The sequence below is a fragment of the Mesorhizobium sp. M7A.F.Ca.MR.245.00.0.0 genome (genome assembly GCF_003997415.1).
Classification (GTDB): domain Bacteria; phylum Pseudomonadota; class Alphaproteobacteria; order Rhizobiales; family Rhizobiaceae; genus Mesorhizobium.
This window is the reverse complement of record NZ_RZTE01000006.1, coordinates 199,868-219,349: the sequence shown is the minus strand read 5'-3', so window position 1 is coordinate 219,349 and position 19,482 is coordinate 199,868. Positions and strand designations below refer to the sequence as shown.

Genomic DNA, 19,482 nt, shown 5'->3' with positions numbered 1-19,482 from the left:
AGCACTCACCGCATCTTGCCGCCGAAGCCGGTGAGGAACGCGGTGAGATTGTCGCCGAGTTCGTCGCAGAGGTAGCCGCCCTCCTGGACGATGACCGTCGGCAGGCCGAGCTTTGCGATAGCCTCGCCGATGCGCAAGAAACCCGGCGTCGTCACCGAAAGTCCGCCGAACGGATCGCCCTCGAACGCGTCGAGGCCGAGCGCCACGACCAGCGCGTCCGGCGAAAAGGCACGGATGCGCTGGAACGCCACCTCGAGCGCCTCGAGAAACGCCGCGTCGTCGGATTTGCGCGGCAGCGGCAGGTTGAAATTGTAGCCGAGGCCTGGCCCTTCGCCGCGCTCGTCGGCATGGCCCCAGAAGAACGGATAGAAGCGCACGGGATCGGCATGCAGCGAGACGGTCAGCACATCCGGCCGTGCGTAGAAGATGCCTTGCGTGCCGTTGCCGTGATGCAGGTCGACATCGAGGATCGCCACCCGTGCGGACTGCTTACGCAGAACCTGCGCCGCGACGGCCGAGTTGTTGATGAAACAGAAGCCGCTGGCGACATCGGCAAAGGCGTGGTGACCGGGCGGGCGGCATAGCGCGTAGGCGGCCGGTACGCCTGAGATCACCGCCTCGGCCGCATCGACCGCGCTCCAGGCGCTCCACAGCGCGCTTTGCCAAGTCTCGCCCGATATCGGGCAGGCAGTATCGGCCATGTGGTAGCCGGCCTGGCCTACTGCCGAGGCCGGGTAGGAGCCGTTGCGCGCGATCGGATGGATGTTGGGGATCACTTCGGCCGAAGCGCCCTCGATGCGCTGCCAGCGCGCGTAGATATGCTCGAGGAAATCCAGATATTCGGGCGTATGCACCGCCGCGACCGGACCGAGCCCATGATTGCGAGGCCGCTCGATCGTGCAACCCGCAGATAATGCGCCGGCTAACAATCTCTCGACGCGCTCCGGCTGTTCCGGATTGGGCTGCGGCGCACCGCTTGACAGGAAGGCCTTGGGGTCGTGACGCTTTTGTTCCTCGGCATAGAAGGCTTTCATTTGTGATCCCCGTTTTCCGGCGCGTCGGCGAAGGCAAAGAAGGCCTCGCCGATGATTTTTTGGGTCTGCTCATAGCTCGACCAGGCGATGCCCAGCCTTTCGTAGAAAGTCTTGGCGCCTTCATTGTCGGTGTCGACCGACAGCCGGAGATAGACGCCGCCTTCGTTCCGGCACTGCGCCGCAACATGCCGCAACAGCCGCTCGCCGATCTTGCGGCCGCGAAACCGGTCCTCGACATAGAGGTCCTGCACATAGACGCCAGGCCGCCCCATCCAGGTCGAAAAGATCGGGAAATGCAGGCAAAGCCCGGCAAATTCCCCGCCGATTTCGGCGATCAGGGTCGAAAAGGCGGGTTTTTCGCCAAAGCCGTACGTTCTGAGATCGTCCGGCGTCGAGATGATCTCCTCGGGCGCGCCGATATGCGTGCCGAGCTTCAGGATCGCCGCGTGGATGGTTTCGACGTCGTCGATCCGGCCGGGGCGTAAGAGGACGTCATTGGATGTTGGATTGATCACGGTCGTCTCTCAAAACGCCACCCGGTCGCCGCCCTTGAGCGCCAGCATGTCGCGCGCTTCGGTTGGCGTTGCAACCTCCAGAGACAGCCCGTCGAGAATGCCACGGATGCGGCGCACCTGGTCGGCATTGGATTTCGCCAACTGGCGGCCATCATAGAGACTGTCTTCCAGCCCGACCCGGACATTGCCGCCCATCGCCGCGGCGATCGAAATCAGCGGCATCTGCTGGCGGCCGGCGGCCAGCACCGAGAACTGGTAGCTGTCGCCGAACAATTTGTCGGCGATCCGCTTCATATGGACGAGGTTCTCCGGGTCGGCGCCGATGCCACCAAGAATGCCCAGCACGAACTGAATGAACAGCGGCCCCGACACCAGCCCGCGGTCGCGGAAATGCGCCAGCGAATAGAGATGGCCGACATCGTAGCATTCGAATTCGAAGCGCGTGCCGCAGCCCTTGCCCAGCCGCTCCAGCACGCCCTCCATGTCGGCGAAGGTGTTCTTGAAGATGGTGTCGCGCGTCGCTTCGAGCAGCTTGGGTTCCCACTCGTGCTGCCATTCCCTCGGCTTGTCGAGCATCGGGAACAGCGCGAAATTCATCGAACCCATGTTGAGCGAGCACATTTCGGGTTCAGCCCGCAAAGGGGCTGCCAGCCGCTGATCGAGCGTCATCAGCGACGAGCCGCCGGTAGTGATGTTGATCACCGCATCGGTCGCCTGTTTGATGCGCGGCAGGAACTGCATGTAGACGTCCGGATCGGCGGTCGGGCGGCCATCCCTCGGGTCGCGGGCGTGCAGATGCAGGATCGACGCGCCGGCTTCGGCCGCCGCGATCGCCTCCGCCGCGATCTGGTCCGGCGTCACCGGCAGATAGGGCGACATCGACGGCGTGTGCACCGAGCCGGTGACAGCGCAGGTGATGATGACTTTTCGCGAGACCATGCTTTTACCCTTCGACCGGCAGGTCGAGCTCGGAGGCCAGAACCTCCAGCGAGTCGCCGATGATGGAAACGATCTCGCCGACCTGTTCGCTGGTGACGATCATCGGCGGCGCGACCATGAAATTGTCGCCGTCGACGCCACCCTTGACCCTGCGGCCATAGATGATCAGCCCGCGCTCATAGGCGAGGTCGAGCAGCCGTTGCGTGGCTTTCTTGGTCTGGTCGATCGGCCTCAGCGTCTCGGGATCGGCAACCATCTGGGCGCCGGTGAGCAGGCCCTTGCCACGCACGTCGGCGATGAACGGAAACCGCTTCGCCAGCCCCTTCAACCCGTCCATCAGCACGTCGCCCATGGCAGCCGCATTGGCGATCAGGTCGAGCCGGTCCATTTCACCGAGCACGGCAAGCCCGGCGGCGCAGGCCAGCGGATTGCCGGCATAGGTGTGGCCGTGCTGGAAGCCGCCGGAGTCAAGCAGCGGCTGCACCAGCCGCATCGGGGCGGCGAGCGCGCCAAGCGGCGCATAGCCCGAACCCAGCCCCTTCGACAGCGCGACGATGTCGGGCTTGCAGTTCCAATGGTCGCCGCCTAGGAATTTGCCGGTGCGGCCGGCGCCGCTCATCACTTCATCGTGGATGAGCAGGATTCCGTAGCGGTCGCAGATCTCGCGGATGCGCGGATAATAGCTGTCCGGCGCGACCAGTGCCGCGGTCGCCGCACCGCCGATCGGCTCCATGATGAAAGCGACCACGCTGTCTGGACCTTCCGCAAGAATCTTCTCCTCCAGCATGTCGGCATAGCGGATGCCGCGCTGTTCCATCGAGAGATTGTCGCGGTCGCGCCAGGCATTCGGCGCCGGCACGGTCGGCATCGCCCGCATCATCGGCTCGAACGTTTCGGCCAGCGCATCGTCGCCGGTGATCGAGAGCGAACCCAGCGTGCCGCCATGATAGGAGGGGAAGCGGGTGATCACCTTCCAGCGGCTGGCCTGGCCGGTGGCGACGGCCCATTGCCGCGCCAGCTTGATGCAGGATTCGGTCGCTTCCGAGCCGCCCGAGACGAAGAAGATTCGGTCCATGCCTTCCGGCAGCTTGCCTGCCAGTTCGCGTGCCAGCTCCTCCGCCGGCTCGTTCTCGAAATGCAGCCGATAGGCAAAGGTGGCGCGGTCCATCTGCCGCTTCATGGCATCCAGCACATTGCGGTTAGAATGGCCGATATTGGCGACCATCGGGCCGCTCGAGCCGTCGATGAAGCGGCGGCCGTCCTGCGTCCACATATAGATGCCCTCGGCGCGGTCGATCAGCGGCCGGCGCAGGCTGGACAGATAGAACAGATGCGAGTCTCGCCGGGCGTCGGTGGCTTGCGCGGCGGTCTGGAGTTTCGACATGTCAGGACTTTCCGAGATAACGATCGAGGACATTTTTGGTGACGCGTTCGACCATCGGGTCCTGTCTTAGAAGGCCGGCGACCCATTCGCAGCTTCCGGCGTGGAACACCTCGCCCTTGCCGCGCGGGAAATTGACGATCATGCCGTTGCCGCGTTTGACCTTTTCCAGATTGGCGTCGCTCGCCTCGCCGAACAGCGTCTCGGCGGTGAAGCGGCCGTCTTCGTCGGTGAGGAACTGGTCCTCGATCGGGATATCGGCGCTTTCCTCGACCTGGGATGCCATGCCGACCGCGAGAACCTGCAACCCCTCCGTTGCGCCGCTGGTGGCGGTTGGGTAGGGCAGGCCGCCGCGTATCTCGAAGTCGAGCCCGTCGACCTCATAGCCATAGACATGGCTGTCGGCGCCCAGCAGGTCGCCATAGTAGATGCCGGTGCCGGCAAAGGCCCAGTGCTCCGGCCGGTAGACCGGGAAGCCACGCACGCCGCGCGGCGCACAGCCGCCCCAACCGGTATAGACCCCGCGCGTCGCATTGAGCCCGAAGGTCGCCGAACCCGGCCGGCCGATTTCCGGCGCCTCCCAGGAATTGGTGGCGCGGGTGACGTCGCCGCCTGGGAGATAGGCCGGGTCTTCGGCGCGCGAGCGATATTTGTAGCAGACCTGCCGGCGGCCCTCGTCCTCAAGCCGCGTCTGCCACATGAAATTGCCGGCAAAGCGCGCCGCATGGCCGCCGCGCTCGACATAATTGTCGACGGCATCGCGCATCTCCCAGGTCCAGTATTCGTCATGGCCGACGAAGACGGCACAGTCGTAGCCGTCGAGAATTTCCGGCGAAAAATGCAGATCGTGCTGGCTGGCGAGATCGACTTGATAGCCGGCTCGCTCGGCAAAGCGGAAGAAATGGCTGTCATAGCTGGCCCAACCCGACGAGGCGTACTTTTTCGAATGGCCTGTGGCGAGCGCCCATTCCATGTGCGGATAGCGCGGGATCGTCTTGGGCGGGACGGCGACTTCCAGCGGCACGCGCGGCGCATCTTTCGGCAGCACGACGAAGCCACGGCACCAGGGGCGCTGTGTCGACACGATGGGCGAGTATTGGTTGCGGTCCGGCCCGGTGATGCCCTGGTAGTGGTTGGAACCGCCCCAGGTGTTGTAGGCCAGCCAGGTGCCCGTCGCAGCCACCTGCAGCACGCGGCCAGGTTTGCGGCCCGGCTGCGGGCTGACGATGAAAATATGGTGGCATTGGATCGGCTTGCCGTCGCGCCCGTCGGCGGTCAGCGTGACCCGATAGGCGCAGGACGGCCAGTCCGCCCCGACGCGAAATTCGAAGGATGCGTCCCAGCCGCAGCCTTCAGCCGAACACTGGTCGGGTGTGTCCTGCCGGCGTGCCGCGATGCCCGATTTCTCGAACACTTTGGTTTCGCTGCCGCCATCCCGGGTGATTGTCATGCCGAAGTTCGGAGCTGTCGAACTGACATGCAACGCCACCGTTTCGCCGGCGCGATAGGAAAACCGGTCGCTGTAGCACCAGATCTCGCCGCGCTCGCCATCCATCCCCGGCCATTCGTAATAATGGCCACGCACCGCGTGGCGGCGCTGCTCCGGCGTCAGTCCGAAATCGGGGAATTCGGTCGGCAGATGGGTCATGAACACCTGAAAAGGTCGAGGGCCGCCATTTCGGCGATCTGCCGGTCACGCGTCAAATAGAAACGATCGGGCCAGCATTCGCTAGCCGCACCCTTGGCCGCCTCCATCAAACGGACTATCTCAGGGGAGGCGGCGTTTCCGCCACGGGGGTCGGAATGCTCAGAGTGCAAAAGGTCAAGGTCGACGAGATCTACGTGCCGACGGCGCGCAAGAAGACGCTGCATCCCGAGACCGTTCGCCATCTGGCCGAGGACATTTTGGAAAACGGCATGAAGACGCCGATCCAGGTCCGCCATGACGGCAAGCGCCACATCCTCGTCGAAGGCCTGCACCGGCTGGAGGCGGCAAGGTGGCTCGGCGAGACCGAGATCGAGGCTTATCTGGTGCAAGCCAAGCGCCACTGACACGTCCGGTTTCTCGGCGCAGAGGTTTTTATCGCTTCGTCATCCTCGGGTCTGCGCTGCGTCACTGCGCTCCTGCTTCGCCCATTGATGACGAAGGTGAGTGACGCCTCGGCCCATCGAGACGGTGTCGACATTTTCTTTGCGGGCGATGTCGGTTTGCGGTTCATCGGCTCGTCCTTGGGACGGAAGCCAGATCAAACGCAGGACGCCATCATGACCATCAAGCTCGACATCGCCCCCACCAACGACCGTGAACTGGTTCTCGCCCGCATCATCGATGCACCGCGCGAGAACGTCTATCGCTGCTGGACTGACCCGAAACTGATTACGCGCTGGTTCTCGCCAAAGCCGTGGACGACGCCGCGCGCCGAGATGGATGTGCGCACCGGCGGCTCGAGCCTTGTCGTCATGGCTAGCCCGGACGGCAACGAATTCCCCAACCCGGGAGTCTTCCTCGAAGTCGTTCCCGGCAGGAAGATCGTCCTCACCGACGCCTACACAGAGGCTTGGCAGCCTTCGGAAAAGCCGTTCATGACCGTCGCGCTGACCTTCGAGGACGAGGGCAATGGCAAGACCCGCTACATCGCTCGGGTCAGGCACTGGAGCGTCGCCGACCGCGAACAGCATGAGAAGATGGGTTTCCACGAGGGTTGGGGACAGTGCGCCGACCAGCTCGAAGAACTCGCCAAAACGCTTTGATCCGCATGACGCTCTGATACCGGCATGACGAGAGGAGATCGATATGTCCAAAACCCTGTTTTTCGCCATTCTTGCTTCGGTTGCAGCGCTCGTTGGCTGCCCAGGCACCACCAATGCGGAGGAGACAAAACCCGCCATGACGGCTGAGACGAACGCACTGCCGAAGCCGGAAAAGTCCGGCCTGCTGCCGATCAACGGCCTGAATTATTATTATGCCATCTATGGCAAGGGCGAGCCGCTGCTTCTGCTGCATGGCGGTCTCGGCACCACGGATATGTTCGCGCCGATCCTGCCGAAACTTGCCGAAAACCGCACCGTCATCGGCGTCGACCTGCAGGGTCACGGTCGCACCGCGCTGGGCGACCGCCCATTCACCGTGGAGGCGATGGGCGACGACATGGCCGCCATCGTCAAGGCGCTCGGTTACGATCAGGTCGATGTCATGGGCTATTCGCTGGGCGGCGGCGTCGCCTTCCGCATGGCCGTCCAGAATCCCGAAGCGGTGCGCCGCCTCGTCCTGGTATCGACCGGCTACGCCACGGACGGCTTCTATGACGAGATGCGTCCCCAGCAGGCACAGGTGAGCGCGGCCGCGGCTGAGTTCATGAAGGACACGCCGATGTACAAATCCTACGTCGCCGTGGCGCCGCATCCTGAGGAGTTCCCGAAGCTCCTCGATGCGCTGGGCGGCTTCATGCGTCAGAACCGCGATTACTCGGCCGACGTCGCCAAGCTGAAGATGCCGGTCATGCTGGTCTATGGCGACAGCGATATGTACAAGCCCGAACACGAGATCAAGTTCTATCAGATGCTCGGCGGCGGGCTGAAGGATGCCGGCTGGATGCGCGAGAACCTGTCGCAGAACCGCCTGGCGATCCTGCCCAACCGCACCCACTACGACACTTTCTTCGCCCCCGAACTGACGGCCGCCGCGCTGCCGTTCCTCAACGGCCAGACCAAGGTCAAAACCTGGGACGAGGTCGTCGGCGAAACGGAGTGAACGCCAAAGCCGCCGGCTGTTAGCGGGCAGCCGGCTTTCCGGGGCAGCGATGACGGCTTTCGGCGTCATCGCTTCACCCCCACTCGCATGGCTCGACGATCCCACGGTTTTCAAGCCGCGAATGCATATTTTCACGGGCTCGAGGCAGCCCCGGATGGTGCTCGATGACAGCCTGCCGAAATACGAAGGCGCCCCTCCGCCAGGCTAATTTTTCCCTTCTCCCCTTGTTGTGGAAGGAAATGGATCGACGCGCAGCGCCAAGGGCCAGGGGAGAGCGCAAGCATGGCCAAAATTTAATCCAAATCGACACGAGATAGCCGGCAAAGCGTCATTGGCGAGCCATCTTTGTCGTCCTATTTAAGGGTCGCGGGTACGGCATTCGAGGAGACGACGGATGAACGACAGCATCAGCACCCTGGACGAGCTTTTGAGCGATCCGATGGTCCTGCTTGTGATGGAGCGCGATCGTGTGCGCCCCGAACAGGTGCGCATGCTGCTCGAACGGGCTCGCCGGCCTTCGACCGATGAGCCCGAAGTGCCGCCGGCGCATGTGATCGCCAGGACATGCCAGAAACTCTGGCTCTGCCCGTAGTCGCTTTGCGATTTTCGCTGTGTATCTCAAGCCGGCTCCAAGGTGGGCCGGTTTCGAACGGCTTGCACTTCGGCACGCCAGCTTACAAATCCGTAAATTGATTATCCGGCCCATGACGATAAGGCTTGCCCGGGATTGACCGATGGTCGGTCCAGGCAACTCCGATCTCTCATGCACGGAATTCGATTTTGGCCGATATCTGCACACAAGGCCTGGATACGGGCTTCGTCGGCCTGGGGTTCGCCAAGGTGGCGTTCCTCGGCGTGGTGCAAGGCATCACCGAACTGTTGCCGATTTCCTCGACCGCCCATATGCGCATCGTGCCGGCCGTGCTCGGCTGGCAGGATCCTGGCTCCGCCTTCTCCGCCGCCATGCAACTCGCGGCCCTTGCCGCGGTGGTCAGCTATTTCTGGAGTGATGTCAGGAATATCCTGTTTGGTTCTTTCAACGCTCTGGCGCGACGCGATTTCGCCGACCGGCATTTCAAGCTGGCGCTCTGGATCGTGCTGGCGACGATCCCGATCGTCATCGCCGGCGTGGCGCTGGCTGGCGTGCTCAACGCCTGCAATTCGCCGCTACGCAGCCTGACGGTGATCGGCTGGGCCTGCATCGCAATGGCGATCCTGCTGGCGCTGGCCGAGATCTTTGCCCGTCACCGGCGCAGCATGGGCGGTGCGTCGCTGACCGATGCGCTGCTCGTCGGTGTTGCCCAGATCGGCGCGCTTGTTCCCGGCGTGTCGCGCTCGGGCTCGACCCTGACGGCGGCATTGGGGCTCGGCTTCAAGCGGGTCGAGGCGGCGCGCTTCTCATTCCTGCTCGGGCTGCCTGCCATCGCGCTCGCCGGCCTCAAGGAACTCTGGGAACTGCACAAGGTCCATCTCGACGCCCATGGCTGGTCGGTGCTTGCTGTCGGGCTGGTCGTTGCGTCGATCTCCGCCTTCTTCGCCATATGGGGGCTGATGCACGTGCTGGAGCGTTTCTCGGCCTGGCCGTTCGTCATCTATCGCGGCCTGCTCGGCATCGTCTTGTTGTTGAGCGTCGCCATGGGATGGCTTGCCTAAGTCCAGAGCCTTTCACAGTCTCGCTTGAAACAGGTTATATCCGTACCGGACCTCGAACTTCGATTCCGGTAAGCGCATGGATTTCCTGACCCTCCTGCAATCATTGCCGTTGCTGCTGGCATTGGCCAAGGGCGCACTGCCGTCGGTGGCGGCATTTGGCATGGGATTTGGCCAGTGGACCGCTTCACTGCCGCCATGCCGGGACTTCACCTTCGAGGCGACCAGCTATCTCGTTTGCGAGGTCGATCCAAAACGATATCAGCTCGAGCTGTTCTGGAAGGATGCGGCGGGCAAGCCGTTTCAGTCGCTGCACAATCTGCATGCCACGCAACAGGCGGCAGGGCGCACCATGCTGTTCGGCATCAATGCCGGTATGTATCACCCGAACCTCGCGCCGGTCGGCCTCTATGTCGAGCGTGGCCAGGAGATGGCCTCGGTGAAAACGGGATCGGGAAGCGGCAATTTTTCCCTGCAGCCGAACGGCATTTTCTACATGCGCAACGGCAAGGCCGCGGTCCGTGCCACCAGGGATTTCGTGAAAAGGCGCCCGACAGTCGACTATGCGACGCAATCGGGGCCGATGCTGGTGATCGACGGCAAGCTGCATCCAAAATTCCAGGCTGACGGCACTTCACGGAAAACCCGCGACGGTGTCGGGGTGCGAAAGGACGGCGTCGCGGTCTTTGCGATTTCGAATGGCTCGGTGACCTTCCATGCCTTCGCCCGTCTGTTCCGCGATGCGCTCGGCTGCGACAACGCGCTGTTCCTCGACGGCACGATATCAAGCTTGTTTGCGCCTGCCATCGGCCGCAAAGACGACTATTGGAATCTCGGGCCGATGATCGGCGTTTTCAAAAAATCCTAGCCGGTTTCCATCGCGCTTGCCCGCACGCGGTATGGGCGAAAAAAACTTGATTCAAACTTTATTGGTAATTTCTCATTCATAACTGATCTGGTTTGTCCGTCGGCTGTCGTTTTGCCCTCGGTCTGTTGTGTTTTGAGTACAGGTCCAGATGCGGATTCCGGGCGTCGTCAGTTTTTTGATCGCATCGCTATGCCTTGCCGGCTGCTCGTCGACGGCCGGCGTCGACGCGCTGGATTTGCAGAAACCGTCCAACGAGACCACCAGTTCCGTGATCCGGCCGCCGGCACCGATCGCCGCTGCTCCGGCGGCAAGGGGCAACAGAGCGGCAAGGGCCGGATTGGCTCCCATGTCTGACAACGGTCCGGGGGAAAAAACGCGCCCGTTCGGTTTGGCGGAGGAGGAAGAGACAGGGGTGTTTGCCGCACCCGACGTGCCTGATCCCCAAGTGCCTGATGTCGGCGGGCTGCCGGTCGAGCCGGCAGCCTTGGTGTCGCCGCCCAAGCTGTTGACCCGGGCGGCACCGGCCATGCTGGCCGGGCCGCTCACCCGTTACGGATTTCGCGACGCCAAGCCGATCAATTTCGGCAAGGGTTCGCCTCGCCGCCTTGCAGTGCACGGCGTCGACGTCTCGCGTTGGCAAGGCAACGTCAACTGGGACAAATTGCGCGCCCAGGGCGCCAACTTCGCCTACATCAAGGCAACCGACGGTGGCGACCACCTCGATCCGATGTTCATGAAAAACTGGCGCAGCGCCGACGCCGCCGGCTTGAAGCGCGGCGCCTACCATTTCTTCTACTGGTGCCGCACGGCCGGCGAGCAGGCGGACTGGTTCATCCGCAACGTGCCCAGGGTCGAAGGCGCACTGCCGCCGGTGATCGACGTCGAGTGGAATGGCGAGTCCAGCTGCAAGCGGCGGCCGTCGCGCGAAAAGGTGCTGGAAAAGATGCAGGTGTTCATGGACAAGCTGGAGCGGCATTACGGCCAACGTCCCATCATCTACACCGCGCCCGATTTCTACCGCGACAATCTCAGGGGCGAATTCCTCGACTATCCGTTCTGGCTGCGTGCCGTGGCCCAGCATCCGTCAAAAGTCTATCCCGGCCGCAAATGGCTGTTCTGGCAGTATTCCGGCTCCGGCCTGTCGCACGGCGTCACCGGCCGCATAGACCTCAATGTCTTCCATGGCGACGAACGGCAATGGCGCGCCTGGGCCGGCGGCCGGCAGACTGTAGCCGACGCCAACTGAGACAGTCGTCAGTCCCGGCGCGCTCCGCTCTGCCTGATGCCCGCCGTCTGGGCAAGCGCGATATCGGACTGCTCGATGGACACGCTTCCGCCGGCAGCATTGGCTGAGGAAAGTGTCCGGCTCTTTGACCGACATGGACGCATGGGAGGAAAAGATGGGTGTGTCATCGGAGGCTCTGGCACAGAGCCGTCAAACGATCAGCGCTTACGAGGATTATGCGGAACAATATGATGCCATCGTGCGCCATGTTCCCAACGAGAGGGAGCAGGCATCGCTCAAGCGCCTGGTGGCAATCGCCGGTACAGGCGGCCGGATTCTGGAAGTCGGGTCCGGAGCCGGATACGACGCGGATTTTCTGGAGACTTTGGGTGTCAAAGTCCGGCGCACCGACGCGACCAAGCGGTTTCTGGAACTGCAGGCCGCGCGTGGCAAGCATGGCGAGTTGCTCGATCTCATCACCGATGATCTTGGCGGCCCCTACGACGCGGTCCTGGCCCTATGCGTCCTCATCCATGTGCCTCGCGACGAGACCGACCAGGTGCTTGCTAAGATAGCCGGGTCGCTGCGCCCGGGCGGCGCCTTCCTCGTCTCGATGCGCAATGGCGACGGCGAGACATCAGACAAATATCACATGGTCTACTGGCGCAGGGACGACTTCGCGGCCCGTCTCGAAGGCGCCGGGCTCGTCCTCATCAGGGACGATTTCAACGTCGGCCGCGATAGCGAAGAATGGAACACGTTCCTGGCCGTCAAGCCTGCATGACCCGCCGCACGCTGTCGCTGTTGCGCTGCTCAGCCTTTTTCAGATTTCGCGAATAAGCAAGACATTGCCGCCGCCATGCTGTCTATGTGCAGGTTCCTGCACTCCTGGGGGGAGACGAGTTGGAACTCAAGATCATGCTTGTCGGCTTTGCCTGCGTGGTCGCGGGCGCGCTGTCGTTCATCACCTTCATGAAATGGCGAGAGGTGAAGGCACTCAGCCGCTGGCTGCCGACGCCGGGAAAGATCATTTCCTCGCGCGTCGAGGCACGTGAGGTCAGAAACTCGGGCGTTGGTTCGGACAGCACTGACACCACCGAAATGCGCAATTTTCCGGCGATCACTTTCGAATACAAGATCGGCGGCAAGAAATTTCAAAGCTCGCGCTACAGCGTGAAGGAAAATCTGGGGAATTTCGAAGTCACGGAGACCCTTGCCCAGTTTCCCCGCGGCGCGAACGTGACTGTCTTCTACAATCCGGCCGATCCGAGCAAAGCGGTGATCGAGCGCACCCTGCCGGACGGCGCCTTCAAGTTCATGGTCCAACTCTCGGCGGGATTGGCGATCGGCGCGGTTGTGCTGGTGTTTTCCGTCGGCGGTGTTCTGGAGGCGATCGGGCCGCATTTGCCCAAGCCGCAGAATCTCGGTGCCGCGGCGTTGCTGCTTTTTATGGGCTTGTTCATCCTGAGCATGGGTTTCGCCCAGAAAGCGTTGGCCGAGCAGGCGGCAAAATGGCCGATCGTGGTTGGCTGCATCGACACTTCAGGTCTGCAGGCGCTCCGAAACCATTCAGGCTATGGCCGCTGGCGCACCGTCTTCAAATCCCGAATCGTCTACTCCTATGGCGTCGCCGGCCAGCGCTACAGCGCCGATCGTGTGACCTTCGGCGCCACCGTGACCGCCTCGCTGCCGGGCCTCGTCGGCGGCCAGGCACGGCAGTATGTCGAAGGCAGCAAGGTCGACGTGCACTATGACCCCGCCAACCCCGGCTCGGCGGTGCTCGAATGCCGGGTCCGGGGGCTTTGGCTGCTATGGATCTGCTCGGCAGGCTTTCTCGGTGGCGTGGCCTTTCTGCTCGGGCTGGTTTGAGCGTGCCAGCCGACTTCCCCAATGCCAATCCAGACGGCTCCTCATGGATGCCTTTACCTAAACAGGATGCAGCGATGAATAGCGCCATGAGATCGATCATCTGGGCCTGCGCCCTGCTTGCATCCGCGACAATGTCCGCGATGGCAGACGAACCGGCGCCGTCGCGCCCGCCGATCGACAAATGCGTCTGGGAAAGGTTGTCTGACAAAAATATCGGGCTGACCGCCTGGACGCAGCGCTGCGACTTCGGCTTCCGCCGGATCCATTTCGAATTCGCCGGCAATGCACTCGCCGTCAAATACAGTGATGGCGGCGCGGCCGATCCTCTCGTCGAACTGTTCGACATCATATCAGGTGAAACCGCCGAGGCTGCTTTGCGTCGCCTGTTCCTGGAAAAGACCGACAAGGCGGCCAGCGCCCGCTGTGTGCTGACACCTTACACGCAGGGCACGGAGCCTGCCGGCGTCAAACGCTACACATTCAGCCCTGACGCCGCCTATGCGAAAGAGCTGAAAGCACTTGCCGATCCCAACCAGATTCCGGAGCCGCCCTGCGGCGTCTGGGGCGAAATGCCTGACGGCATCCAGTATTTCGAGGTGCCGGCGGGTGAGGGGCACAGGCTTCTGTTTGTGCGCATCGGCCAGGACGAGCCATTGTTTGACGAGCAGACGCTTCGCGTTTTCCGGAGGGGGTGAGACGCGCTTTCTTGCCGACTTAGGCGGATTCGGTCACGGCGCCGATCCGCCGGTAGACGAAGGGTTCTCTCGAAGGAGCTGTGGCAGTGCGCTTGGCTTCGTCGATCAGCATTGCCATGCGAGCATGGACCGGCGATTTCGCGCAAGCCGGGTCCGTTGCAGCGGCATCGCCGGCGATCGCCATCGCCTGGCAGCGGCAGCCGCCCCAGTCGATCTCGCGCCGCTCACAGCCGCGACAGGGTTCCTTCATCCAGTCCGTGCCGCGAAAGGCATTGAACCCCGGTGAATCGGCCCAGATCGAGGACAGCCTGCGTGGTTCGAAACGCTCGAAGCTGAGCGACGGGATCGTCTGTGCGGCATGGCAGGGCAGTACGGTGCCGTCAGGCGTCACCATGAAGGCGTCCCGCGCCCAGCCGCCCATGCACGGCTTGGGATAGATCGCGAAATAGTCCGGCGTCACAAAATCGATGTTGATGATGCCGGCCAACCGCTCCTGTGCCTCCGCGACCATCTCCGCCTGCCTGTCGACCGCTTCCCGCTCGGGCATCAGTTGGTCGCGATTGGTCAACGCCCAGCCGGCATACTGCACATTGGCGATCTCGAGCCTCTCCGCGCCCAGCGAAAGGGCGAGATCGATGAATTCCGGCACTTCCTCGATGTTATGGCGATGGATCGGTGCGTTGATGGTAAGAGGCAGACCGGCAGCGCGTGCGCGGCGTGCCGTTTCCAGCTTCTTTTCGTGAGCGCCCTTGTGGTTGCCGATGCGATCGGTGGTCGCCGGACGCGCGCCCTGAAAGCTCAGTTGCAGATGGTCGAGGCCGGCTTCGGCAAATGCCTCGATACGGCCCTCGACGATGCCAACGCCCGCGGTAATCAGATTGGTGTAGACGCCGCGCCCCGCAAGCCCGGCGATCAATTGCTCGAGGTCGCGGCGCAGTGTCGGCTCGCCACCGGACAGATGCACCTGGAGCACTCCCAGATCGGCGGCCTCCGAGAACAGGGCGAGCCAGGTCTCAGTGTCGAGTTCGCGATTGGCCTTCAGCAGTTCCAGCGGATTGGAGCAATAAGGGCATTGCAGCGGGCAGCGATGCGTCAGTTCCGCCAGCATGCCGATTGGAGGGAGGAGGGGCGTGCTCATAGCCTCACCAGCAGCTTGTCCGACCATTCCTGCAGGAAGGCGATGACGTCGGTCGCCACGGCCTCCTGTTCGGCCTCATAATCCGCGGCAAGGCCGGCAATGATATCGCCGACCGTGGACCGTCCATCGCAGCGGCGCAATATGTCGAGACTGACATCGTTCGGCCAGAATATCTTTTCCGGTGAAAGCACGGCGAATGCCTGCCGCACGGAATCGTATTGTATGCGCACGTGTTTCGGCAGCGAAGGTACCGATCGCAACGACACCACGGCTCTTTCGCGCAGCGCCATCATTGGGCTGCCTCGGGCTGGAAGGCGCCGGGCGGTATGTTTCCCTGCTCGCCATAGGCGTGTTGAAGCGCGTCAAGCATGGCCCAGAGTATATCGCATTTGAACACCAGTGCATCGATTGCCTGCTGCTGGCGCTCCGCCGTATCGGCATGGCTGAGCACGTAGGCGAGGGCGAAGTCGGCGTCACGCGAGGCCTGTTCAGGCCGTTGCCTGAAATAGGCCAGCGTGTCCTCGGTGATGTAGTCGTATTTGGCCAGCATTGCCGGCACCCGCTCGCCGATGATGATTGGCGAGAACATCTCGGTCAGCGAGGACGCGACCGCCTCGAACAACGTCCGGTTTGTGCAAAAGGAAAGGTAAGCGCCCACCGCGAAGCGCGTCGCCGGCAGTGCCAGCCTTTCGCTCTTCACGGCCTCGGCGTCCAGGCCGAGCGAAGTTGCCAGATGCAGCCAGCGCGCGATGCCGCCGCTCCAGCCGTCCTCGCCGTCATGATCCTCGATCCGCTTGCGCCACGCGGCGCGAAACGCTGGATCCTCGGCATGCACGAGTATCATGGCATCCTTGCGCGGGATGACCGCCTGATAGCAATAGCGGTTCAGCGCCCAGGCCTTTATCTCGGCCTTCGACAATGCGCCGCTGGTCATCCTGTGGTGAAAGGGATGGCGATTGTGATAGCGCTCGGCGCCAACCTGCCTCAACACGGCTTCGAGAGCGCTCGTGGAGAGTCCGCCCTTGGCTGCATCGCGGAAGTCGCTCAAAATTCCATCTCCATACCGTCGCTTGCGATTTCCCAGCCGGCCGACTTGACCGCCGCGTGCTCGGCGGAATTCTCGTCAAGGATGGGATTGGTGTTGTTGATGTGGACGAAGACGCGACGGCCGACCCTCACATCGGCCAAGCCTGCGATCGAACCCAATTCTCCCGAGATCGCCAGATGCCCCATCCGCGCGCCGGTTTTCTGACCGACGCCGGCGACGATCATCTCGTCGTCGGTATAGACCGTGCCGTCGAACAGGAGACAGGCGGCATCGGCGAGACGCGCGCGCAAGGCCGCATCGATGCGCGCGCAGCCTGGGATATAGAAGACGGAGCCGCGGCTGCCGATGCCGGCGATTCGGACTCCGATCGTATCACCTGCGTCGGAGCTGAAATTGGCATCCGGATGGTCTCTATCCTCCAGATAGAGTGCTATCTTCCCGGGCACTGGAAAGGGCTCGATCATTACGCCGGTCTCGCGGCCTTCTGCGTCGCAAATGGCGAATTCTTTCGCCGGCGGCAGGATGCGCCGCGGCACAAGCGCTGGATCGAGAACGTTGAAAATCGAATTCGCCTCCAGCGTCGCCAGAACCTGCGCCGTTGCATAGATGGCGAAAGGCTGCCGCTCGCGCAGGCTGAGCAGTCCAGCGATATGATCGACATCGGCATTGGTCAGCACCACCGCGCGAATAGGCGTCGAGCGCAGCGGCGCATCGCCCGCAGGCTGCAGTTCACGTGTTGCAGCGATTTGCTGGCGAATGTCGGGCGAGGCATTGAAAAGAACCCAGCCGAACCCGTCCGCCGAGGCGGCGACACTTGACTGGGTTCGCGAATGCACGCCGGCCATGCCGGTGCGAGCCGCACGACTCAGACGGTAGTTGCAGTTCCATTGCGGAAAGCCGCCGCCCGCCGCCGATCCGATGATCCTCAAATGCATGAAAATGCCCGCGCGCCGGCTTCTCTGACCTGCAGGCAATTTGCAGTCACAAAAAACGCTTCGCGCGCTTTGCGTGCGTCAAAATCTTTCACGAAAATCCCATGGGGCGAGGGGATGCGCGCCCCTGTCGCCAGGGACGCGCACCTCTGCGGCCTACTTCTTGGGAGTAATTTCAGCAGGCAGATACCGTGAAATTTCGAAGCCAGCGGCAACCTGACACATGGTCGGTTTTTTCCAGTTCTTCTTCATGACATTTCTCCTCTTATACCAGCCCGAAGGGACCGATTCTGTCGTTAGCCAACCATTGCAGGGCACCGACGCAATGGCTCGTCCATCAAGTCTCAAAATGGACAAATGAAACAATAGGCTTTGAAAAGTTGAAAACAAACTATCGAGAATAATTGCAGTCCTTACTTCAATTGTTCGTTGTGTAGGGTTTCTTCTCCTCCAGTGGAAGGTTTGCATCTTCCCACCCATCAGCGCCGAGCGGATACCAGATTACCGAACTGTAGCCCCACTCGACGGCCCGTTTCGCCGCATTCCACGACATCCAGCAATTCGTCATGCAGTAGAACAGAATCGCGCGCGACTTGTCCGTCCCGGCCTTGGCCTCGAGGCCTTGGCGAAAATAGCTGGCGGTCTCCTGCGAAATAGCGCCGTATCCCACATTGGCCAGCCATATGCTGCCTGGGATGTCCTTTCTGACCTTGTCCCTCCATATGGTTCCTGCCGGCAAATTGGTCGGTTTGGGCGTGTCCGGCATCACGTCGAAGAAGATCGCCTTTTTCGCCCGCCACAGCGCTTCCGCTTCCACCGTCGTCACCACCCTCGCGCCTTGCAGCGTCCGCGGCACCGGCGCCCGATAGTCGTCCATCCGGAAACCGCTGGGTTCGGCGACATCGCCAGCCCATGTCGGCTCGGTCAGACCCAGAAGGCTCGCGGCGACCAGCAAGAAAATAGTCTCCCTTCCATTCATTGGGTAATCAGGTTGTCGTGTTCGTCGATCAGCGGCACGTTATAGCTCAGCAGGATCCTGGTGATCTCCGCCTGGTTTTCCCTGATCACCCGGTTGAGCGTCCGCTTCCATTCCTGGTCGGACGGACGTACGCCCATGGTAATGCGGTAAGACATGCGCGAGCCGGTTTTTTCCTTCACCAGTGGAACGATCGTCACATCAGCTCCGAGTTCCTTGGCATAGTAACCTGCCATCGGTCCCCACAGCACCGCCGCATCGATCTTGTGTGCCAGCATGTCCTTGATCATGACCTCCCCCATGGATGGGGTGACGCGCGTATCCACCGCAAGCGGATAGATCTTGGCGGTCCGCAGGAGCTTGTTGGCGGCCATGTTGGCGGTTGGCGGCGTGCTTTCAACGACGCCGATTGTCTTGCCCTTGAGTCTGGGATCCTCGATCGTTTCCACGCCTTCCATATCGTGGCTTTTCGGATGCACAAGCACATAGGCGGAGCGATAGTAGGCGTTGGTGTTCTGCACCAGCTCATCGCCCTGGGCATAGCCCATGATGATGTCGCATCGGTTGGCCCCCAACGTATTGCGCACGAAGCCGGTGATCGTGGGAAACCAGGTGTAGGAGACGGACTTGCGCCCGGTTTTCGCGGCAACCAGCTCTGCCAGCTTGTTTTCGAATCCTTCGCCGCTCTTGTCGGTGAAGGGCATATTCGAGGGATCGGCGCAGACGCGCAAGATGTCGGGGTCGACCAGTTCTCCCGCCGCACCAAGGCCGGCGCTTTGCGCATGCGCGTTTGACGGCAGCAAGGCGAGCGTGCCGAGGATCGGCAGAACGACGCGCAGCTTCAATGCATCGCGGCCAATCATGTCATCCACCCATGCAGGATGCTTCGGCATCCTTCGCCGCCTGGGCCTTGTCTTCGTGCTTGGGCGGCCGTCCGCGGGGCGCCGCGCCATCTGCGCGCGCGCGCAGGTAGATGTAGAGGTCGTCCATGTAGCAATAGACATTCTTGTTGTCGCCAAAGGCAGGCATGACGTTTTCCTTGCCGCCGCCGACATTCTTGCGGCCCTCGGCGACGATCGAGAGGAACGTGCCGTAATCCATGTTTTTCAGGCTGTTGACCAAAGCCGGCGCATAGCTCGAACCTGTTGCATCCTGTCCGTGGCAGACATGGCAATCGGAGTGATACCGGCGGTAGCCGCTGAACGTGTACCAATCGACGGTTCCGTTTTCGATCTTGTAGGTCGGATTTCCATCCGCATCCAAATACTTGCCGCCTTCTTCCTTCACCGCCTTGGCTTTTTCCATGCTGTCGTCGGCCTGGGCGACGCCTGAGCTTGCCAGAGGCAGCAGAGCCAGGACCAAAGCCGAAATTACAATGCGAACGGACATTCAAACTTCCTTCATTTGCCAATGGACACGGTTTTGCTGGCGCGACCGGCATTGATCGGTGTTTTGGGTGCG

The 19,482-nt window shown here is 62.2% G+C and carries 23 protein-coding genes; 10 read left to right on the top strand and 13 right to left on the bottom strand.

Going from position 1 to position 19,482, the window contains the following annotated elements:
- Nucleotides 1-5: 5 nt before the first annotated feature.
- Genes EOB80_RS10315 through EOB80_RS10295 form a run of 5 tightly spaced genes read right to left on the bottom strand, consistent with a single transcriptional unit; the run spans nt 6 to nt 5,517 of the window.
- Nucleotides 6-1,034 (bottom strand): histone deacetylase family protein, encoded by a 1,029-nt coding sequence (locus EOB80_RS10315; RefSeq protein ID WP_127327557.1) that lies wholly within the window; start codon nt 1,032-1,034, stop codon nt 6-8.
- Nucleotides 1,031-1,546, bottom strand: a complete 516-nt coding sequence (locus EOB80_RS10310) for a GNAT family N-acetyltransferase (RefSeq protein WP_127327577.1) — start codon at nt 1,544-1,546, stop codon at nt 1,031-1,033. Before EOB80_RS10310 ends, EOB80_RS10315 begins: the two co-directional genes overlap by 4 nt.
- A 12-nt stretch (nt 1,547-1,558) precedes the next feature.
- Nucleotides 1,559-2,488, bottom strand: a complete 930-nt coding sequence (locus tag EOB80_RS10305) for a 3-keto-5-aminohexanoate cleavage protein (protein ID WP_127322215.1) — start codon at nt 2,486-2,488, stop codon at nt 1,559-1,561.
- A gap of 4 nt (nt 2,489-2,492) precedes the next feature.
- Entirely contained in the window at nt 2,493-3,872 is a 1,380-nt protein-coding gene (locus EOB80_RS10300; protein ID WP_127327556.1) for an aspartate aminotransferase family protein, read from the bottom strand.
- Nucleotide 3,873: 1 nt separating this feature from the next.
- A complete protein-coding gene (locus EOB80_RS10295) occupies nt 3,874-5,517 on the bottom strand; it encodes a N,N-dimethylformamidase beta subunit family domain-containing protein (RefSeq protein ID WP_127327555.1) in 1,644 nt (547 codons plus the stop codon).
- A 155-nt stretch (nt 5,518-5,672) separates the two neighbouring features.
- On the opposite strand from EOB80_RS10295, the gene EOB80_RS10290 reads away from it, so the two are divergent.
- The 6 genes from EOB80_RS10290 to EOB80_RS10260 all read left to right on the top strand — a co-directional run bounded on the left by EOB80_RS10290 (nt 5,673) and on the right by EOB80_RS10260 (nt 10,138).
- Nucleotides 5,673-5,921, top strand: a complete 249-nt coding sequence (locus EOB80_RS10290; protein WP_127269873.1) for a ParB N-terminal domain-containing protein — start codon at nt 5,673-5,675, stop codon at nt 5,919-5,921.
- Nucleotides 5,922-6,134: 213 nt separating this feature from the next.
- Nucleotides 6,135-6,620, top strand: coding sequence for an SRPBCC family protein (locus EOB80_RS10285; RefSeq protein WP_127269871.1), 486 nt, complete (start codon nt 6,135-6,137; stop codon nt 6,618-6,620).
- A gap of 43 nt (nt 6,621-6,663) precedes the next feature.
- Nucleotides 6,664-7,620 (top strand): alpha/beta hydrolase, encoded by a 957-nt coding sequence (locus EOB80_RS10280; protein ID WP_127327554.1) that lies wholly within the window; start codon nt 6,664-6,666, stop codon nt 7,618-7,620.
- A 394-nt stretch (nt 7,621-8,014) separates the two neighbouring features.
- Nucleotides 8,015-8,212, top strand: a complete 198-nt coding sequence (locus tag EOB80_RS10270) for a hypothetical protein (protein ID WP_013532087.1) — start codon at nt 8,015-8,017, stop codon at nt 8,210-8,212.
- A 188-nt stretch (nt 8,213-8,400) separates the two neighbouring features.
- Complete coding sequence (locus EOB80_RS10265; protein ID WP_127327553.1) at nt 8,401-9,273, top strand: undecaprenyl-diphosphate phosphatase; 873 nt, start codon at nt 8,401-8,403, stop codon at nt 9,271-9,273.
- Between the two features lie 76 nt (nt 9,274-9,349).
- The gene (locus EOB80_RS10260; protein WP_127327552.1) at nt 9,350-10,138 is read left to right on the top strand and encodes a phosphodiester glycosidase family protein; all 789 of its coding nucleotides are present in this window, start codon (nt 9,350-9,352) and stop codon (nt 10,136-10,138) included.
- Nucleotides 10,139-10,210: 72 nt separating this feature from the next.
- On the opposite strand, the gene EOB80_RS35195 is transcribed toward EOB80_RS10260, so the two are convergent.
- Nucleotides 10,211-10,486 carry a hypothetical protein gene (locus tag EOB80_RS35195; protein ID WP_164773642.1) on the bottom strand — a complete coding sequence of 92 codons (276 nt, stop codon included), beginning with the start codon at nt 10,484-10,486 and terminating at the stop codon, nt 10,211-10,213.
- Here EOB80_RS35195 and EOB80_RS10255 point away from each other — a divergent pair.
- The 4 genes from EOB80_RS10255 (at nt 10,485) to EOB80_RS10240 (ending at nt 13,927) form a co-directional block, all read left to right on the top strand.
- Nucleotides 10,485-11,384, top strand: coding sequence for a glycoside hydrolase family 25 protein (locus EOB80_RS10255; protein WP_245466321.1), 900 nt, complete (start codon nt 10,485-10,487; stop codon nt 11,382-11,384). The genes EOB80_RS35195 and EOB80_RS10255 overlap by 2 nt on opposite strands.
- A 154-nt stretch (nt 11,385-11,538) precedes the next feature.
- Nucleotides 11,539-12,147 carry a class I SAM-dependent methyltransferase gene (locus EOB80_RS10250; RefSeq protein ID WP_127327550.1) on the top strand — a complete coding sequence of 203 codons (609 nt, stop codon included), beginning with the start codon at nt 11,539-11,541 and terminating at the stop codon, nt 12,145-12,147.
- Between the two features lie 119 nt (nt 12,148-12,266).
- Nucleotides 12,267-13,232, top strand: coding sequence for a DUF3592 domain-containing protein (locus EOB80_RS10245; protein ID WP_245466320.1), 966 nt, complete (start codon nt 12,267-12,269; stop codon nt 13,230-13,232).
- Between the two features lie 197 nt (nt 13,233-13,429).
- Nucleotides 13,430-13,927, top strand: coding sequence for a hypothetical protein (locus tag EOB80_RS10240; protein ID WP_245466319.1), 498 nt, complete (start codon nt 13,430-13,432; stop codon nt 13,925-13,927).
- A 19-nt stretch (nt 13,928-13,946) separates the two neighbouring features.
- Here EOB80_RS10240 and pqqE read toward each other — a convergent pair whose 3' ends face one another.
- The 7 genes from pqqE to EOB80_RS10200 all read right to left on the bottom strand — a co-directional run bounded on the left by pqqE (nt 13,947) and on the right by EOB80_RS10200 (nt 19,410).
- Nucleotides 13,947-15,065, bottom strand: a complete 1,119-nt coding sequence (gene pqqE, locus EOB80_RS10235; RefSeq protein ID WP_127327548.1) for a pyrroloquinoline quinone biosynthesis protein PqqE — start codon at nt 15,063-15,065, stop codon at nt 13,947-13,949.
- On the bottom strand, nt 15,062-15,358 hold the full coding sequence (gene pqqD, locus EOB80_RS10230; RefSeq protein WP_127327547.1) for a pyrroloquinoline quinone biosynthesis peptide chaperone PqqD: 297 nt from the start codon (nt 15,356-15,358) through the stop codon (nt 15,062-15,064). Before pqqD ends, pqqE begins: the two co-directional genes overlap by 4 nt.
- On the bottom strand, nt 15,355-16,113 hold the full coding sequence (pqqC, locus tag EOB80_RS10225; RefSeq protein ID WP_127327546.1) for a pyrroloquinoline-quinone synthase PqqC: 759 nt from the start codon (nt 16,111-16,113) through the stop codon (nt 15,355-15,357). The genes pqqD and pqqC overlap by 4 nt, the downstream gene beginning before the upstream one ends.
- Nucleotides 16,110-17,048, bottom strand: coding sequence for a pyrroloquinoline quinone biosynthesis protein PqqB (gene pqqB / locus EOB80_RS10220; RefSeq protein WP_127327545.1), 939 nt, complete (start codon nt 17,046-17,048; stop codon nt 16,110-16,112). Before pqqB ends, pqqC begins: the two co-directional genes overlap by 4 nt.
- Nucleotides 17,049-17,463: 415 nt before the next feature.
- Nucleotides 17,464-18,024 carry a PQQ-dependent catabolism-associated CXXCW motif protein gene (locus EOB80_RS10210; RefSeq protein WP_127267403.1) on the bottom strand — a complete coding sequence of 187 codons (561 nt, stop codon included), beginning with the start codon at nt 18,022-18,024 and terminating at the stop codon, nt 17,464-17,466.
- On the bottom strand, nt 18,021-18,914 hold the full coding sequence (locus EOB80_RS10205) for a substrate-binding domain-containing protein (RefSeq protein ID WP_127322056.1): 894 nt from the start codon (nt 18,912-18,914) through the stop codon (nt 18,021-18,023). Before EOB80_RS10205 ends, EOB80_RS10210 begins: the two co-directional genes overlap by 4 nt.
- The gene (locus tag EOB80_RS10200; protein ID WP_127327544.1) at nt 18,886-19,410 is read right to left on the bottom strand and encodes a c-type cytochrome, methanol metabolism-related; all 525 of its coding nucleotides are present in this window, start codon (nt 19,408-19,410) and stop codon (nt 18,886-18,888) included. Before EOB80_RS10200 ends, EOB80_RS10205 begins: the two co-directional genes overlap by 29 nt.
- Between the last annotated feature and the right edge of the window lie 72 nt (nt 19,411-19,482).